Origin of the sequence: Roseicyclus amphidinii, from assembly GCF_030163755.1 — a bacterium.
GTDB lineage: Bacteria > Pseudomonadota > Alphaproteobacteria > Rhodobacterales > Rhodobacteraceae > Roseicyclus > Roseicyclus amphidinii.
The window spans coordinates 1-13,936 of sequence record NZ_JASJOE010000075.1; the positions used below are offsets into that span (position 1 = coordinate 1).

Genomic DNA, 13,936 nt, shown 5'->3' on the forward strand with positions numbered 1-13,936 from the left:
ATCCGGGCACCTGCAGCGCGCCCCTGGGCGAGGCGAGGGAGGCGAGCGCATGGGCCAGTTCCAGCGCGGGGTTCCTGAGCGCGCCGCCGAAATTGCCGGAATGCCGCCCGCCGGTGCGCCGCTTCAGGCGCAGCCGGAAGGTCGCGCCGCCGCGCGCGCCGAGGAAGATCGTGGGCCGGTCGGCGGCCACGCGCGGTCCGTCGGAGGCGACGAGCAGGTCGGCGGCCAGCCGGTCCTTGAGCCGCGCGCAGAGCTTGCGCAGGCCGGGCGAGCCGATTTCCTCGCCCATCTCGACAAGCACATGGGCGTTGAAGCCGAGCGATCCGCGCGCGGCGATCACCGCCTGCATCGCGGTCATGTTGACCAGCATCTGCCCCTTGTTGTCGGCGATGCCGCGGCCATACCAGCGGCCGGTCACGGCGTCTTCGGTCAGGGTCCAGGGGTCGCGCCCCTCGGCCCAGCGGCCCTGCATGCCGGGCACGGTGTCGCCATGGGCGTAGCCCAGAACGGTGGGGCGGGCGGGGTCCTCGATGCGGGAGGCGAGGAGGAAGGGGTGGCCGTCGGCGGTGAAGCCCTGGGTTTCGAAGCCCATCGCGCCGAAGCCCTGCGCGACATGGGCGAGATAGGCGTGAAGCGGCGCGTCGGGGGCGCTTGCGTCGGTGGGAAACGCGATGAGATCGGCCAGCGCGGTGCGGAAGGCGTCATCCTCGGCGATGGCGGAGGCGAGGCGGGTGGCGGTGCTGCGGGGATCGGAGGTGTCGAGCATGAGCGGCGGCCCCTGTGCGCAAAGGTTTGCGCCACTGTGTCAGGTCGGCGGGATCTTCTCAAGCGGTCCCGCGGGGGGCGTCAGCCCGCGTCGGGGTCCTTCGGGCGGCCGACGCCGAAGAGCCGGGCCGCGACCGGCGCGCCGGTGATGATCAGGAAGACGCGGGTGACGTGGTGCAGCACGACATAGCCGAGGTCGGCCCCGACGATGATGGCGAGGACCGCCATTTCCGCCTGCCCCGCGGGCACGAAGGCGAGGAAGCCGTCGACCGGGGGCGCGAGGCCCAGGAGGATCACCGCCTCGGTGAAGATGGCGGCGAGCGTGGCCACGATGACGACGAAGACGATGCCCGCGACCACGTCGCGGCGGATCTCGGGCAGGGTGACGCCGGCGTAGCCCGCGCCGAGGGTCAGGCCGATGAAGAACTGCGCGGCAAGGATCGCCTCGGCGGGGGGGCGGAAATGGATGATGTCGCCGAGCGACAGGATCACGGTCAGGATCATCGGGCCGAGGATCGGCGCGCCGAACATGCCGATGCGTTCCGCGCCCTTCCAGCCGATGATGGCCGCGGCGGCCATGATGGCCAGCTCGTGCGGGGGGAGCGTTGCGGCGGGCGCGCCGATGGGGTTGTCGAGGCCCGCGTCGAAGAGATGGACCAGAAGGAAGGGCGTGATCATCACGATGATCATCACGCGGGTGGCGTGGATCAGCGCCAGCGTGCGGGTGTTGCCGCCCGCCTCTTGTCCGAAGAGGACCATGTCCTGCAGCCCGCCGGGCATGGCGGCATACCAGGCGGTGACCGGGTCGAAGCCATAGACGCGGCGGAAGAAGGGCACGCCGATCGCGGCGATGCTGACCACGTAGAGCGGCACCAGCGCGAGCGAGGCCGCCATTTGCGGCATCCGCGCGACGAGATCGGGGGTGATCGAGGCACCGATGGCGACGCCGAGGATCGTGCGCATCAGCTTGCCGAGCGTTCCGGCATCCTTGACCGGTGCGCCTGCGAGGGCTGCGATCAGGATCGCGGTCAGCGGGCCGAGCAGGAAGGGCAGGGGAAGGTCCACGGCCCAGAAGGCGGCCGTGCCCAGCAGGCCCACGGCGATGGTCATGGCGCGTTTGGCGAAGAGGCCCTTGGCCTGTGTCATGGGTGCTGTCTCAGGTCGCCTCGCCGCCGTTGACGGCGATCATCTGGCCGGTGACGAAGCGCGCCTCGGGCGAGGCGAGAAAGCCCGCGACGGCGGCGATGTCGTCGGGCTGACCCATGAAGCCCGCCGGAATGGTGGCCGCGCGCGCCGGGTCGTCCGCGGTCGCTGTTTCCTTGCGGATCTGGCCGGGGGAGATGACGTTGGCGGTGATGCCATGGGCCGCGAACTCGGTCGAGAGCGCCTTGGTCAGGCCCCAGACGCCATGCTTGGCCGCCGAGATCGGCGCGCCCTCGTAATAGCCCTTGATCGCCTTCATCCCCGCGAAATTGATGATCCGGCCCCATTTGCGGTCGACCATGTCGGGCAGGAAGGCGCGGCAGGTGCGGAAGGTGCCGGTCAGCGCAATGTCGACGGTGGCGTGCCAGTCGTCGTCCGTCATCTCGAGGAAAGGCTTGTGGGGGCGGCGGGCGGCGTTGTTCACGAGGATGTCGACCGCGCCGAAGCGGGCGCGGGCCTCTTCGGCGATGCGGGCGACATCCTCGGCGCGGCCGAGGTCGCCCATGGCGACAAGGGCCTGCGCGCCCTCGGCGGTGACGCGGGCGGCGGTGTCGTCGCAGGCGGCCGCATCGGATGATCCGTTGACCACGACGTTGCACCCCAGCTGCGCAAGCCGCAGGGCGATGGCGCGGCCGATGTTCCGGCCCGATCCGGTGACGAGGGCGGTCTTGCCGCTGAGCGGTCTGTCGGTCATGGTGCGCCTGCCTTTCTTCCATCCGGTAATCAGTGTCCTGGCCCGTGGTCATGGGCCTGCACGCGCGGCGCTCCCCGTGGGGCGGACGCTGTCCGTGCAGGGACTGCGTATCCTTCCGACCATCGGCATTCAACAGAATATTGTTGACAATCGACAATCTATCGGCCGAGAAACACGGCATGGAGATGCGGCAGGATATCCGGGATTCCCTTGCACGTCGGCGCCAGCGCCCGCTGGTGCTGGAGGTCCGCGACGAGTTGGAGCGGATGATCCTTCATGGCGAGATCCCCGGCGGCGAACGCCTCAACGAGGCGGCGCTGGCCGAGCAGCTGGGCGTCAGCCGCGGACCGGTGCGCGAGGCCGCGCGCTCGCTGGAGCGCGAGGGGCTGGTGCGCACGGTCGCCAATGACGGCGTCTATGTCCGGAGCCTGTCGGTGGACGAGGTGCTTGAGCTCTACGATCTGCGCGCGATGATCGCGGGCTACCTGTGCGGCCGGTTGGCGGCGCGGGGCGATGCGCAGACGGCGGCGCGGCTGACCGAGGACGTGGCGCAGATGGATGACGCCATCGCCGCGGGGGACGAGCCGCGCTATTTCGAGCTGAACCTGTCGTTTCACGACCGGATCGCAGCGGCCGCAGGGGCGGAGCGGGCGCGCACGCTTTACGTGGCGCTCGGCAAGGAGGTGCGGCTGATGCGGCGGCGGGTTCTGAGCGGGGCGGCCTCGCTCAGGACGTCGAACGCGGAACATGGCCAGATCGCCGCGGCCATCGCCGCGGGCGACGCGGCGCGGGCGCAGGCGCTTGGCGCGGCGCATCACGAGAACGCGAAGGAACGATTGCTGGAGACGCTCTGACGGCAAAACGGGAGCGCGGGGCGCGCTTTGGCAAGTCGTGTGGTCATCGCCCGAAGGAGGGGGCGGGCCGCGGACAGGGAAACCAATCCAAGGGAGGACAAGATGACGGAACTTCAGGACAACTGGGCCAGCCGGCTGCGGGCAGGGGCCATCGGGGTCGCGGTCGCGGCACCGCTGGCGCTTGGCGGGGCGGCCTTTGCGCAGGGCTATCCCAGCACCGAGGAGACGCTGGACTGGACCATCGCCTTCGGGCCGGGTGGCGGCAACGACATCATGGCGCGGACCATCGTGGACATCCTCAACACCTATGACCTCTATCCCGGCGACATCTCTGTCGAGAACCGCGCGGGTGGTTCGGGGGCCGTGGGCTGGGGATATCTCTTCGGTCAGGCCGGGTCGGGCTACGGCATCTCGACCACCTCGGGCAGCTTCGTGACCACGCCGCTGCAGGCGGACACGCCGTGGGAGCCCGCCGACTTCACGCCGGTGGCGCTGCTTGCGACCGACGACCTCGTGCTGGTGGTGAACGGCTCGTCCGACATCCAGGACATCGGGCAGTTCATCGAATACGCGCAAGCGAACCCGATCACCATCGCCGGCACCGGCACCGTGAACGTGGACTTCATCGTGCCGACGCTGTTCGCGCAGGCGGCAGGGTTCGAGTTCGAGTATGTCTCGTTCAACTCGATGGCCGATCAGACCACGGCACTTCTGTCGGATTCGGTCGACGCGATGGTCGGCAACCCCGGCGAGATCCTGGGCCTGATCGACAGCGGCGACCTGCGTCCGCTGGTCTACTCGGGAAGCTCGACGCCCGATGCGCTTGGCGACGTGCCGACGATGGGCGACGTGGGCCATGACATCGGCGTGTCGATGCCGCGCGGCCTGATCCTGCCGCCCGATGCGCCCGCCGAGGCGCAGGAGTGGTGGATCGCCACAATGCAGGAGGTCGTGCAGACCCCGGAATGGGCGGAATACATCAGCTCGAACACGCTGACGCCGACGGTTCTTTACGGCGAGGAGTTCCGGACCTTCCTGACCCGCACGCAGAACGGCTTTGCCGAGGTGCTGCGCTCGGTCGGCGCGATCGACTGATCCACGGAGCCTGACAGGGAGATGGGCGCGGCTGTGCGCCCGTCTCCGATCCTGCAGGGCTGAGGGGGCCCGAGACCGCCATGCGCATCGTCTTCCTTGTCGCCGTTCTGGGCGGCGCCGTGTTCTACAGTTACATCGCTTTCGTCGATCTGAATTTCCTGACGCGGACCGGGCGGCTTGGTCCCGGCTTCTTTCCGCGCATCATCGGGGTCGGCATGGCGCTGACGACGATCTGGGTGATCCTGGATGCGCTGCGCGACAGGGCGCGGGTGGCGGCGGGTGGCGCGGCGGGCGCAGATGACGCGCCCGCGGGCAGCTGGGGCGACGCGGTCAAGCTGATCGCGCTGGCGCTTGGCTACGCGGTGCTGCTGCGGCTCTTTGGCGGCTTCGTGGCGACGCTGATCTATCTTGCGGCAACCCTGAGCCTGCTGAACCCCGGCCGCCATGTGCAGAATGCGCTGGTGGCGGTGCTGCTGCCGATCTTCGTTTACATCCTGTTCGACCGGCTTCTCAACGCGAACATGCCGCCGGCGATGTTCGAGCTGCTGCCGTTCTGACACACATTCCGTAGGACACGCCGGATGGACATATTCTCCGACCTCGTGATGGGCCTGTCGGTCGCAATCACGCCCATAAACCTCGTGTATCTGCTGGCCGGCGCGATGGTCGGCATGGTCGTGGGGGTGATCCCCGGTTTCGGCCCCTCGGCGGGGCTTGCGATCCTGTTGCCGGTCACCTTCGGGATGGACCCGGTCGGCGCGATCATGATGCTGGCCGCGATCTATTACGGGGCGATGTATGGCGGCACGATCACCTCGATCCTGCTGAACACGCCCGGCGAAAGCGCGACGGTGGCCTCGACCTTCGACGGCTTCCCGCTGGCCAAGAAGGGGCGCGCGGGCCCGGCGCTGGTGATGCAGGCCGTGGCCTCCTTCGTGGGGGGGACGGTGGGCGTGATCCTGATCACGATCCTTGCGCCCTTGTTCAGCCAGGTCAGCCGCAGTTTCGGGCCGCCGGAATATTTCCTGCTGGCCGCGATGGGGATGCTGACGCTGATCGTGATGATCGGCACCAACTGGAAGCTCGGCGTCGTCTCGGCGCTGATCGGTTTCGCGCTGGGGACCGTGGGCGTCGACCTAGAGACGGGGCAGGGGCGCTACACCTTCGGCTCGGCGGAGCTGATCGGGGGGATCTACTTCATCCCCATCGCCATCGGCCTCTTCGGGTTGGGCGAGCTGTTCTACGCCTTCTACTCGGGCCTGCACAAGACAGGCTCGGGCGGGATCATCCAGATCGACAAGAAGGCGCGGTTCTGGCCCGACGCGCAGGATTTCATCTCGACCCGCTGGACCATGGCGCGCCATTCGGTGCTGGGCTTCGTCGTGGGCGTGATCCCCGGCGCAGGCGCGACCATCGCCTCGCTCATGGCCTATTCCACGGAACGCTCGCTGTCGAAGACGCCCGAGAAGTTCGGACAGGGCGAGATGGCGGGGCTGGTCGCGCCCGAGACGGCGAACAACGCGGCCTCCTCGGGCGCGATGATCCCGCTTCTGACGCTGGGCATTCCCGGCTCGGCCTCGACCGCCGTTCTGCTGGCGGCCTTCATGCTCTGGGGTCTGCGGCCCGGCCCCTTGTTCATGGAGCAGAACCCGGAACTGGCCTGGGGTCTGATCGCCTCGATGTACCTGGGCAACATGGTTCTGCTGGCGATCTCGGTCTTTGCGATCCCGCTGTTCGTGCAGCTGATCAAGGTGCCCTACCGCATCCTTGGCCCGGCTGTGGTGGTGATCTGCACGCTGGGCACGTTCAGCGTCAACGCGAGCTTCGTCGAGACCTACCTGATGTTCGCGGCGGGCATCGTGGGCTTCTTCATGCGGCTTTACGGCTTCTCTCCGGCCGCGCTGGTGCTGGCGCTGGTGCTGGGGCCCTTGGCCGAGGAGGCGCTGCGCCAGACGCTGACGATCTCGCGCGGGTCCTTCGGCATCTTCCTCGAGCGGCCCGCGTCGCTCTGGATCATCGGGGTAACGGTGGTTCTGGTGCTGATCCTGCCGCTTCTGGGGCGGATCGGGTCCAAGGCCGGGCGGGCGGAAAAGGCGGGGGGATAGGCCGGTGGCCGTCCTGACCGAGGCAGAGGCGCGGGCGCTGGTCGCTCGCGGCTTTTGCCGTGCGGGTGTGGCCGGGGAGATGGCCGAGGCCGCAGCCCTGCACCTGACGCTGGCCGAGATGATGGGCATCTCGACGCATGGTCTGTCGCGGGTGGCCCCGATCCTCGAGCGGGTTGCGGCGGAGGCGGGCTTTGCCTGTCTCGCCAGCTCGAACAGCGCGCCGATGCTGGCGCCGCCGGGCGGGCGGGCGGCACGCGATGCTCGACATGGCGCTGTCGGTCGCGGCGCGCTCCAAGGTGCGCAAGGCGGCGCAGGAGGGCAGGGCGATCCCGCCCGACTGGGCGACGGATGCCGAGGGGCGGCCGACGACGGACGCACAGGCCGCCATGGCGGGGCTGATGCAAGCGATCGGCGGGCCGAAGGGTGCGTCGCTGGCGGTCATGCTCGACCTGATGGCGGCGGGGCTGGCGGGGGCGGCGATCCTATCGGATGTACCGGACACGCACAAGGATGCGGGTGCGCGGCCCGATCTGGGGCAGATGTTCCTGTTGATCGACGTGGGCCAGTTGGGCGGGTTGGCGGCGCTGACCGAACGGATCGACCGGGCGGCGGCGATCCTTGGCGAGACGCCTGCGGTGGGCGGTGGCCCCGCGCCGCGCTTGCCGGGGGTGCGGGCGCTGGTGGCGTTGCACAAGGCAAGGGCCGAGGGGATGGAACTCCCCCCGGCCCTTGTTGCGTCTCTCGAAGAGGCGGCGGGTTAGGCGGCCTCGACCCCTTCGGCGATCTCGCGGATGGCCTGCAGGAACTGCGCGACCTCGGCTTCGGTGTTGTAATGGCACATCGAGACGCGGATCGCGGCGTCCATGCCGAGCGGCGTCAGGATGTTGCCCGAGTAATGGTCGGCCTTGCGCGTATGGGTGCGGATGCCGCGCTCGCGCAGCTTGGTCACGACATCGGGCGCGTCCATACCGGCGACCGTGATCGAGACCAGCCCCTCGCGGCGCGGGTTGTCGACGCCGCCGATGATGGTGATCCCCTCGATCTCGGCCAGCCCTTTCAGGTTGCCGGTGCCGTGGATCATGGCATCCGTCAGCCGCGCCTCGTGGGCGTGGATCGCCTCGCCCGCGGCGACGATCCGCGCGCGGCGGTCGGTGGCGTCCGAGACTTGCCCGCCGAGCCAGTCGAAGTAATCGACCACGTCGGAGAAGGTGACATAGGCGCCGGTGTCGCGGGTGCCGAATTCCCACGGGTTGCCGGGGGCGTCGATCAGGTGCTCGTGCTTGATCGCGTGCAGCCGGTCCGAGACCCAGGCGACGCCGTAGCCGTGGCGCGAGAAGACCTTGTAGGGCGAGACGACATAGCCGTCGATGTCGTAGCTCTCGATGTCGAGCCGCCCGTGGGCCGCGTGCTGGATGCCGTCGACGATGATGATGCAGTCAGGCGCGACGCGCCGGATCGCGGCGGCGACGGCGGCCACGTCCACGCCCATGCCGGTGACGGGCGAGGTGTGCAGTATGGTGGCGACGCGCGTGTCGGGCGTGATCTCGGGGATGTAATGCTCGGGCCCGACGCAGCCGATGGCGTCGTCATGGGCGACGAGGACATGGGGCTTGCCCGCGACCTCCGCCCAGTGCTTCGCGGCGGACCGGGTGGCGGGGTGTTCGAGGGTCGAGCCGAGGACGCGGCCCGGTTCCGTGCCGACGATGGCGGTCCGGATCAGGCGGAACAGAAGCTCCGTCCCGCTTTCGCCGACGAAAAAGCGCCCGTGGGGGGCGTTGAAGAAGACGGCCATGTCGGCCTTGGCCTTGTCGATCAGGGCGACAAGCGCGTGGGCTGCGGGGTTGTCGCGGCCCTGGTTGTCGGGGATGGCGGCGAATTTCGCGGAGGTCTCGACCACGGAATTCAGCGTCAGCGCGCCGCCCGCGTTCTCGAAGAAGATGCGCGGCCCCTCGAAGGGGCAGGTGTCGACATGGGCGAAACGGCCGCGGACGGCCTCCATCAGGCCGGGTTTCTCGGTGAGCATCGGGGTTTCCTCAGGGCTCTGGGCGTGTGGGCATTTTCCAGGTGGCCGTCGCATGGGCGGCCAGCTTTCCATCGCCCGAATAAAGCTTGCTTTCCATGAAGGAAAGGGACCGTCCGCGCCTGGTGAAGCTTCCCTCCACGGTCACGTTCCCCTCCATCACGGGGCGGATGAACTGGACCTTCATCTCGATGGTCGCGCCGGGGCCTGCGACCTTGGCGACGAGATGGCCCATCGAGATGTCCATCGCGCTGCACATGACGCCGCCATGCAGGCTGCCCTGCGGGTTGCGGACCATGTCGGTCACCGGGAAAGTGATGCGGCAGGTGGTTTTCTCGGCATCCGGCGCGCCCTCGGGCAGGTAGGTGAAGGAGAGGTCGAGGAATCGCGCGAGGAAGAACCGCTCGAAGGCCTGTTCATGGTCGTCGAGCGCGCGGTCCAGATGCGCCCGCGCGCTGTCGGTGTCGATCCGTTTCGGAGCGTCAGGCATCACGCGCCCACGAAGTTCGGCTTGCGCTTCTCGAGAAAGGCGCGGCGGCCCTCGATGTAATCGGCGCTGTCGAAACAGGCCTTCACGCGGGCGGCGCATTCGGCAAGGTCGCGCTTGGATTCGTCCGTCACCGTCTGGCCCACGATGTATTTCACCGAGGCCACCGTCATCGGCGCGTTGGCCGCGATCATCTCGGCGGTTTCCTGCGCCACGCGGCCCACGTCCTCGGCGGGCACGACACGGTTCACGAGGCCCATCATCCGCGCCTCTTCGGCGTCGAAGCGGCGGGCGGTGAAGAAGATCTCCTTGGCGAAGGAGGGGCCGACGACATTCACGAGGCGGTTGATCCCCTCGAACCCGTAGCCGAGGCCGAGCTTCGCCGCCGGGATGGCAAACTGCGAGTTCTCGCCGCAGATGCGCAGGTCGCAGCTGAGCGACAGCGCGACGCCGCCACCGACGCAGAAGCCGTCGATCTGGGCGATGGTGGGTTTCGGGAAGGCCTCGATCAGGTCGTAGACGCGTTTCGTCGTGGCGTTGTAATGGGCCACGGCCTCGGCGCTGGCGCGCTCGCTTTCGAATTTCGACACGTCCGCGCCCGAGACGAAGGCCTTGCCGCCCGCGCCCGACAGGATGAGGATGCGCACGCTGTCGTCAGCGGCGAAGCGGGTCGCGGCGGCCTCGACGGCCTCCCACATCTCGAGCGAGACGGCGTTGCGCTTTTCGGGCTGGTTGAAGATGATGCGGGCGATCTCGCCCGACTGCTCGGTGAGGATCTTGTCGGTCATGGTCTGTGTTCCTGTGGGTCAGATGGCACCGGAGGCTTTCATCTCGGCGATCTCGGCGTCGGAATAGCCGATCTCGGCCAGGATGGCGGCGGTGTGCTGCCCGGCCGTGGGGGGCGGGGCGGCGATGCGGCTGGGGGTGCGGCTCATGATGATGGGCTGGCCGACCAGTTCGGTCTCGCCCCGCTCCTGGCTGGTGACGGGCTGGGCAAGGCCAAGGTGGCGCACCTGCGGGGTGGCGAAGACCTGGGAGATGTCGTTGATCTCGCCCGCGGGCACGCCCGCCTCGATCAGCGTATCGATCCAGTGGGCGGTGGGTTTCAACGCGATGATATCGGCGATCTCGCCGTTCAGCGCGTCGCGGTTTTTCGAGCGGTCCGGCGAGGTCTTGTAGCGGTCGTCGTCGATCCAGTCGGCGCGGTCGAGGGCCTTGGCGAAGCGTTGCCAGATGACCTCGCCGGCGACGGCGATGTTCATGAACCCGTCCGAGGTGGCGAAGACGCCGGTGGGAATGGTCGTGGGGTGGTTGTTGCCCGCCTGTCCGGCGATCTCGCCGTTCATCAGCCAGCGCGCGGCCTGGAAATCGAGCATGAAGACCTGCGCCTGCAGAAGCGAGGTCTGCACCCATTGGCCACGGCCCGAGGTCTGCCGCTCGAAGAGCGCGATCAGGATGCCTTGCGCCGCGAACAGCCCCGCACACAGGTCGGCAATGGGAATGCCCACGCGCATCGGGCCGCGGCCCGGCTCACCCGTGATGGACATGAGGCCACCCATGCCCTGCGCGATCTGGTCGAAGCCGGGGCGGTCGGCGAGCGGGCCGTCCTGTCCGAAGCCCGAGATCGAGGCGTAGATCAGGCGGGGGTTGGTCTGGCTGAGGGTCTCGTAATCAATGCCGAGGCGTTTCTTCACGCCGGGGCGGAAGTTTTCGACGATGATGTCGGCGGTGTCGGCCAGCCGCTTGAAGGCGGCAAGGCCCTCTTCGGATTTCAGGTCAAGCGTGAGGCTGCGCTTGTTGCGGTGCAGGTTCTGGAAATCCGGGCCCGAGCGCGGGCCGCCGAACTGGGCGGCGTCGACCGGGGCCTCGATCTTGATCACGTCCGCGCCCCAATCGGCCAATTGCCGCACGCAGGTCGGCCCCGAGCGCACCCGCGTCAGGTCGAGCACACGCAACCCGTTGAGCGCGGTGCTGGCGGCGGCCAGACCGCCGTGCGGATCGGCGGTGCCTGTTGCGGTGTCGAGCGGCTGCTTTGCAGGCGAAGACATGGTCCCTCCCCGTGGATCACAAGCTGAAACCGATGTATGACATTGTCCGACACATGACAATCAAAATGTTGATTGTTGACAAAATACGAGGGTGGAGGTCAGGTGCGGCCATGACGACAGGGGCAAGATCCATAGGACGGCGCGCGACGCTGGCGGTCGAGGTTCGGGGCGAGATCGAACGGATGATCGTCGAGGGCGAACTGGCCGCGGGCGAAAAGCTGAACGAGCTGACGCTCTCCTCGGCGATGGGCGTCAGCCGCGGCACGGTGCGCGAGGCGATCCGCTCGCTCGCCGACAGCGGGCTGATCGACCTGATCGCCAACCGGGGTGCCTTCGTCCACGAGACGACGCTGGCCGAGGTCCGGAACCTCTACGACTTGCGGGGGGCGATATTCGCCATGGCCTGCGCGGCGACGGCGCGGCGCGTGGGCGAGGGGAGCGAGCCGAAGCTGGTCGCGCGGCTGGAGCGGAACCTCGAGCAGATGCGCGAGACCCACGGGCAGGGCGACCCGGCGCGCTACTACGCGCTCAACATCGAGTTCCATGACCTGCTGTTGCAGGGCGCGGCCAACCCCAAGGCCAAGACGATGTATGACAACCTCGTCAAGGAGATGCACCTGTTCCGGCGCAAGGGCCTGTCGGTGGCGACGAACATCGCCCGCTCGATAGACGAGCATGCCGCGATCACCCGCGCCGTGGCCGCCGCCGACCCCGAGGGGGCGCGGGTGGCCGCATTGGCGCATATCACCGGCGGGTTCGCCCGCTACATGACCATGGCCGAGGTCGACAGCCCTGTCGCGGGCTGAGGCGGCACGGACGACGACAGAAGACAGGACGAGACGATGACCAACCCGCTTTACGACGCGCTGTTCGCTCCGCACGAGGGGCAGGAGACTGTGTTCCTGCATTTGCCCGACGGGGGCCGGTTGACCCATGCGGGGTTCCTGTCGCAGGCGCGGCGGACGGCGAACGCGCTGACCGCGATGGGCGTGGCCCCCGGCGACCGCGTCGCGGTGCATGTCGAGAAATCGCCCGAGGCGCTGGCGCTTTACGCGGCCTGCATCATGGCCGGCGTGGTCTTCCTGCCGCTCAACACGGCCTACACGGCGAAGGAGCTGGACTATTTCGTCGGCGACAGCGGCGCGGCGCTGTTCGTCTGCGATCCGTCCGAGGCCGAGGCGATGACGCCCATCGCCGGGGCTGCCGGGGCGCGGCTTCTGACGCTGGGCGGAGATGGCGCGGGCACGCTGACCGACGCCGTGGCGGGGCAGGGAGACGTTTTCGCCCCCGTCGCGCGCGGCGAGGATGATCTGGCGGCGCTTCTCTATACCTCCGGCACCACGGGGCGCTCGAAGGGGGCGATGCTGACGCAGAAGAACCTTCTGTCGAACGCGCAGGCCCTCGTTGACTGCTGGCGCTTTACTGCCGATGACGTGCTGCTGCACGCGCTGCCGATCTTCCACAGCCACGGGTTGTTCGTGGCCACGAACGTGATGCTTCTGGCGGGCGGCGCGATGATCTTCCTGCCGAAATTCGACCTCGAGACGGTGCTGGCCAAGCTGCCGATGGCCACGAGCATGATGGGGGTGCCGACCTTCTACACGCGGCTTTTGGACGATGCGCGCTTCGACACGGCGCTGACGGCGCATATGCGGCTGTTCATCTCGGGCTCGGCCCCGTTGCTCGCGGAAACCCACCGCCAGTTCGAGGCGCGCACCGGTCACCGCATCCTCGAGCGCTACGGGATGACGGAAACCTCGATGAACACCTCGAACCCCTATGACGGCGACCGGCGCGCGGGCACCGTGGGCTTCCCGCTTCCGGGCGTCGAGGTGCGGGTCTGCGACCCCGAAAGCCGGGCCGAGCTGCCCGTGGGCGAAACGGGGATGCTGCATGTGCGGGGGCCGAATGTGTTCAAGGGCTACTGGCAGATGCCCGAGAAGACCCGCGAGGAATTGCAGGAGGACGGCTGGTTCCTGACCGGTGACCTCGCCCGGATCGACGCGGACGGGTATGTGACCATCGTGGGCCGGGGCAAGGACCTGATCATCTCGGGCGGCTACAACATCTATCCAAAGGAGATCGAGCTGTTCCTCGACGCGCAGCCCGGCGTGAAGGAAAGCGCAGTCATCGGCGCGCCGCATCCCGATTTCGGGGAAAGCGTGGTGGCGGTGCTGGTGCCGGAAAGCGGGGCCGAGATCGACCTTGCCGCCATCGAGGCGGCGGCGCGGGCCGATCTGGCGGGGTTCAAGCGGCCGCGGCATGTCGCGGTGATCGAGGCGCTGCCGCGCAACACGATGGGCAAGGTCCAGAAGGCCGAGCTGCGCAAGACCTACGAGGCGGTCTTCCGCCACAAGGCGGGCTGACCGGGCCTCAGACCGGGGCGAGCGCCCCGCGTTCGCCGATGACCCGCCCGGCCAGCGCGCAGGCGGCCGCGGTGGCGTCGGCGGGCGGCTCGCCGCGCAACCGTCCGACGAGGACCCGCGCGTTGAAGCTGTCGCCGGCTGCCGTCGTGTCGACGACCCGCGGGGCGGGCGGCGGGACGATCTGCGCGGTGGTGCCGCCCTCGCGCAGATGCACCGGGCCGGGGCCGTTCTTGACGACCACCATCGCCGCCCCCGCGCCCGCGTAGCGGTCCGCGGTCGCGGCGGGCGTGGCGTCGCCG

General features: G+C 68.7%; 15 protein-coding genes. 7 read left to right on the forward strand and 8 right to left on the reverse strand.

Features of this window, described 5'->3' with window-relative positions; all coding sequences use genetic code 11:
- The 3 genes from QQK83_RS16935 to QQK83_RS16945 form a co-directional block, all read right to left on the reverse strand.
- A partial coding sequence (locus tag QQK83_RS16935) for a M20/M25/M40 family metallo-hydrolase (RefSeq protein WP_284266247.1) occupies positions 1 to 766 on the reverse strand: 766 nt, incomplete at its 3' end.
- 80 nt (positions 767 to 846) lie between these two features.
- A complete protein-coding gene (locus QQK83_RS16940; RefSeq protein ID WP_284266249.1) occupies positions 847 to 1,911 on the reverse strand; it encodes an AbrB family transcriptional regulator in 1,065 nt (354 codons plus the stop codon).
- A gap of 10 nt (positions 1,912 to 1,921) precedes the next feature.
- The gene (locus QQK83_RS16945; protein WP_284266251.1) at positions 1,922 to 2,662 is read right to left on the reverse strand and encodes an SDR family NAD(P)-dependent oxidoreductase; all 741 of its coding nucleotides are present in this window, start codon (positions 2,660 to 2,662) and stop codon (positions 1,922 to 1,924) included.
- A gap of 179 nt (positions 2,663 to 2,841) precedes the next feature.
- On the opposite strand from QQK83_RS16945, the gene QQK83_RS16950 reads away from it, so the two are divergent.
- The 5 genes from QQK83_RS16950 (at position 2,842) to QQK83_RS16970 (ending at position 7,477) form a co-directional block, all read left to right on the forward strand.
- Complete coding sequence (locus QQK83_RS16950; protein WP_284266254.1) at positions 2,842 to 3,516, forward strand: GntR family transcriptional regulator; 675 nt, start codon at positions 2,842 to 2,844, stop codon at positions 3,514 to 3,516.
- A 102-nt stretch (positions 3,517 to 3,618) separates the two neighbouring features.
- On the forward strand, positions 3,619 to 4,611 hold the full coding sequence (locus QQK83_RS16955; protein WP_284266256.1) for a Bug family tripartite tricarboxylate transporter substrate binding protein: 993 nt from the start codon (positions 3,619 to 3,621) through the stop codon (positions 4,609 to 4,611).
- 80 nt (positions 4,612 to 4,691) lie between these two features.
- Positions 4,692 to 5,168, forward strand: a complete 477-nt coding sequence (locus tag QQK83_RS16960; RefSeq protein WP_284266258.1) for a tripartite tricarboxylate transporter TctB family protein — start codon at positions 4,692 to 4,694, stop codon at positions 5,166 to 5,168.
- 24 nt (positions 5,169 to 5,192) lie between these two features.
- A complete protein-coding gene (locus QQK83_RS16965; protein WP_284266260.1) occupies positions 5,193 to 6,716 on the forward strand; it encodes a tripartite tricarboxylate transporter permease in 1,524 nt (507 codons plus the stop codon).
- A 137-nt stretch (positions 6,717 to 6,853) separates the two neighbouring features.
- Positions 6,854 to 7,477: an Ldh family oxidoreductase gene (locus QQK83_RS16970; protein ID WP_284266262.1), complete on the forward strand. Its 624-nt coding sequence runs from the start codon at positions 6,854 to 6,856 to the stop codon at positions 7,475 to 7,477.
- Here QQK83_RS16970 and QQK83_RS16975 read toward each other — a convergent pair.
- The 4 genes from QQK83_RS16975 to QQK83_RS16990 are packed head-to-tail and all read right to left on the reverse strand — an operon-like array spanning position 7,474 to position 11,271.
- Positions 7,474 to 8,739 carry an aminotransferase class V-fold PLP-dependent enzyme gene (locus tag QQK83_RS16975; RefSeq protein ID WP_284266264.1) on the reverse strand — a complete coding sequence of 422 codons (1,266 nt, stop codon included), beginning with the start codon at positions 8,737 to 8,739 and terminating at the stop codon, positions 7,474 to 7,476. The genes QQK83_RS16970 and QQK83_RS16975 overlap by 4 nt on opposite strands.
- 10 nt (positions 8,740 to 8,749) lie before the next feature.
- Positions 8,750 to 9,226, reverse strand: a complete 477-nt coding sequence (locus QQK83_RS16980) for a PaaI family thioesterase (RefSeq protein ID WP_284266265.1) — start codon at positions 9,224 to 9,226, stop codon at positions 8,750 to 8,752.
- A complete protein-coding gene (locus tag QQK83_RS16985; protein ID WP_284266267.1) occupies positions 9,226 to 10,011 on the reverse strand; it encodes an enoyl-CoA hydratase in 786 nt (261 codons plus the stop codon). Before QQK83_RS16985 ends, QQK83_RS16980 begins: the two co-directional genes overlap by 1 nt.
- An 18-nt stretch (positions 10,012 to 10,029) precedes the next feature.
- Entirely contained in the window at positions 10,030 to 11,271 is a 1,242-nt protein-coding gene (locus tag QQK83_RS16990) for a CaiB/BaiF CoA transferase family protein (protein ID WP_284266270.1), read from the reverse strand.
- A gap of 110 nt (positions 11,272 to 11,381) precedes the next feature.
- Here QQK83_RS16990 and QQK83_RS16995 point away from each other — a divergent pair, with 110 nt between their 5' ends.
- Entirely contained in the window at positions 11,382 to 12,077 is a 696-nt protein-coding gene (locus QQK83_RS16995) for a GntR family transcriptional regulator (RefSeq protein WP_284266272.1), read from the forward strand.
- A gap of 36 nt (positions 12,078 to 12,113) precedes the next feature.
- The gene (locus QQK83_RS17000; protein WP_284266274.1) at positions 12,114 to 13,637 is read left to right on the forward strand and encodes a malonate--CoA ligase; all 1,524 of its coding nucleotides are present in this window, start codon (positions 12,114 to 12,116) and stop codon (positions 13,635 to 13,637) included.
- Between the two features lie 7 nt (positions 13,638 to 13,644).
- Here QQK83_RS17000 and QQK83_RS17005 read toward each other — a convergent pair.
- Positions 13,645 to 13,936 (reverse strand): PfkB family carbohydrate kinase (locus QQK83_RS17005; protein WP_284266277.1); only part of this gene is annotated, 292 nt, incomplete at its 5' end.